4 protein-coding genes are annotated in these 2,744 nt (G+C 45.7%); all 4 read right to left on the bottom strand.

Going from position 1 to position 2,744, the window contains the following annotated elements; translation table 11 throughout:
- Window positions 1–222: 222 nt before the first annotated feature.
- Window positions 223–672 carry a DUF3310 domain-containing protein gene (locus ACI3UA_RS05470; RefSeq protein WP_439723824.1) on the bottom strand — a complete coding sequence of 150 codons (450 nt, stop codon included), beginning with the start codon at window positions 670–672 and terminating at the stop codon, window positions 223–225.
- Window positions 673–726: 54 nt separating this feature from the next.
- On the bottom strand, window positions 727–1,197 hold the full coding sequence (locus ACI3UA_RS05465) for a hypothetical protein (RefSeq protein ID WP_439723823.1): 471 nt from the start codon (window positions 1,195–1,197) through the stop codon (window positions 727–729).
- A 78-nt stretch (window positions 1,198–1,275) separates the two neighbouring features.
- Window positions 1,276–1,986, bottom strand: a complete 711-nt coding sequence (locus ACI3UA_RS05460; RefSeq protein ID WP_439723822.1) for a DUF2815 family protein — start codon at window positions 1,984–1,986, stop codon at window positions 1,276–1,278.
- 12 nt (window positions 1,987–1,998) lie between these two features.
- On the bottom strand, window positions 1,999–2,744 hold a 746-nt coding region (locus ACI3UA_RS05455; RefSeq protein WP_439723821.1), incomplete at its 5' end, for a DUF2800 domain-containing protein.

Genomic DNA, 2,744 nt, shown 5'->3' with positions numbered 1-2,744 from the left:
AGGGAAAATAGTACATTTTACCGATTTCAGGTTTCCAATTAGCCATTTTCCACACGCTCCTTTATCATTGTGCGGCAACCTTTTCGATTACGCGACTGAAAATACGGGCAAGTTTTAGCGTGAAATGGAGAAATCCATATCATTTGCCCCCAGGCGTAACATTCAAATCCAATATTTTTCGCAATACAGTTTCGGCAGTATATGCAGGTAAGCACATCACGGTTATTTGTTTTGTCCACCTAACTCACGCTCCAATTTTTCGATTTGCCTGTTCAAATACCACGCTGCTTTTTTCAAATCTTCAATTGTTTTCGCAGGGTCTTTGCGTCCGGCACGACTTATATACTTGACAGAGTTTCCTAAATGAAATCCTAGATGCTGTTGTTCTATGAAGTCTATGACCTCGATTTTGCCAAAATTATAATGCACAGGATGGTCAATGTTGTCAGTGACTGCATTATTTATCATGGTCTTATCAGGGTTTTTCTCAGCAAGTGGATTTTCTTTGCATGGAGTATTAAACCATGCTTTTATGCCATCCTTGCATGATTTTTTTCCGCAATTTTTCCTTTTATGAATACAATACTCACACATGCTACCCATCAGAATGTCCACAAATTCATCGTTGCTTTTCTTAGCAAGTTTTTCTCGAAACTTATCTCCGTTTGTCATGTCACTCACTCCAATCCTTACAGCTAACATAAGCAGAAAAACCTACTCTTATCATCAATATACTCTTAGCAGCCCGGTGTGCATGTCGAGGTAGATTGAGCTAAGGTCACAATCCTCGTCGCGGTCCCATTCATCGCCAAAATGAATGTCGCACGGGATTGAACTTGAGGGCAATAAATATGCTTTAATTCCTTGTACTATACCCTCGTTATCATACGTTTTATTTCCGAAAGCTATATTATCACGGTCGGCCCAAAAAATGTGGTCATATATGAGATGGTGGACGGGCAGGATAATGGATATTCTGTTAGCGAATTTAGAAACATCACCTTTGTAATGCGTTTGAATAAAATTCTCGAATTTTTCCCATCTTTGGTCAAAAGTCATCCCCTTGGTTATACAATCAGGAGCATTCCAATAGGCTACTTCAAAGATGTTATCTTCAAAAATCTTCGTGATTACCTCCCGCGCATCAACTCTGAAATCACTGTCATAAAATCTGAATATGATGTATTTGCTTCTCATAATTTTGTCCTCCTTATAGGTAAAGAAAAAGACGTACAGCTGTGTAAATTATTTAGCTGTACGTCTTTTAACTTTCAATTACATTGGCTGACCTGTGAGCGGATTAATCCGTCTTGCAGATTCTGCCTGCATGGCCTGAACTGCGCCTGCCCAAGTATTCTGCGCAGGAGCCGCCTGAGCCGCAGGAGTTGCCACAGGCTGTCCCCATGCCGCCTGAGCCTGCGGTGCCGCAATTGTCTGCCCGACACCAGCAAAGTCGGCGGCGGCAGAAACATTTCCGGCAAGCGGTTCGCCATCCCTTGTTTTCATGACATTGCCAAGCCCGCAACCAATACCGCGCTTGCCGTTAGCATTGTACCCGAAGAAGCTGATGGTGACTCTTGCATACATGCCACTGTAAATATCCTGCGGCAGAAGCTCGGTGTTTATGTCGTTCTGAGAAACCACCTGCGGCTTGTTCTTGGATTTGGCAGTTACCACCCAGCATCCCTTGCATTCAGGACCGAATGGAGTGCCATTGGCTCTCAGACCATCGCCATCGTGTACCGGCTGGTCCAAGGTCGGAGGCCTCATGCCTGACCAAATCTTGGACTGCGCCTCAGTTGCGGCAGCTTCGATGCTGGCGTCAATATTCTGCTTCACAGCAACATCACTTTTAGGAATGAGCAGGGTAACGGTGTACTTTGCCGGAGCCGATGGATTCAGCCTGTCTGCCTGCGGTTCCACGAGGTTTACATAGGAGAGTCTTACCTCTCCTGTCAGAACTCTTGTTGGATTGTTGTTATACATAATGTGTCCTCCTTATGCCTGCGCAACGCCTGCAAAATCTGCGGCCGCGCTACTATACTCTTTGCGTTTATCAGCTTCAGGTGCGAGAGTAGGCCGTCCCGGAGGCTTCATGATATAGGAGCCTACCATTTCGGCGAATTTCTTCGCACCTATCATTTTTTCAAGCTGGGTCAGGGTTTTAGGAACGTTGTCATAAATCATGGCGCGTTCTATGCCGCTTTGTTCCAGTTTTTCCAGTGCCTCATCCTGATTGGTCCATGCGCGGGAACTGCGTCCCTCGACCAGCTTGAACCCCGGTATTTTATTTCCTTCGAGTAAGGAGTCAAATGCCTTTTTCTCAACGGCGTTATACCAGCCAACTAGGTCAGCTCCAAGCGTGAGGACTTTTCCCATTTCAGCAGGGCTGAGAAGGGCGGCATTTGTTGTATCGTACTCGCTGAAAGTGGACAGATGCTGCTGGGCCTGTGCCTTGCAGATACCGTTTGCACGGCAGAATCTGCACCAATTTCCGGCTTTGTATGTGCCTACGCCTAAAAATGCCTTTTGAGCTTTTGGCTTGACTTCGTTTTCACCCCACGCAACCAAATCGTCCACTTTGCATTCCCACATCTCATACGCTCTGATACGCGGTTGGTCTATGCAGATAAGGACATTCTGTATCTTACTACCGAATATCGGTCTGTAAACGTGGAGTGCGCCAAGAGCATAAAGCATGAGCTGTGGATTATTTTCGGCGCAGACTTTTTCGCCTTTGCCAT

This window comes from Anaerovibrio sp. (assembly GCF_051866355.1).
Classification (GTDB): domain Bacteria; phylum Bacillota; class Negativicutes; order Selenomonadales; family Selenomonadaceae; genus Anaerovibrio.
The sequence above is the reverse complement of the archived record's forward strand: the minus strand, read 5'-3'. Positions and strand labels throughout refer to the sequence as shown.

Bases quoted from the DNA above. Each gene is read 5' to 3' on its own strand.
- ACI3UA_RS05470 (WP_439723824.1), bottom strand. From the start codon at position 672: ATGACAAACGGAGATAAGTTTCGAGAAAAACTTGCTAAGAAAAGCAAC.
- ACI3UA_RS05465 (WP_439723823.1), bottom strand. From the start codon at position 1,197: ATGAGAAGCAAATACATCATATTCAGATTTTATGACAGTGATTTCAGA.
- ACI3UA_RS05460 (WP_439723822.1), bottom strand. From the start codon at position 1,986: ATGTATAACAACAATCCAACAAGAGTTCTGACAGGAGAGGTAAGACTC.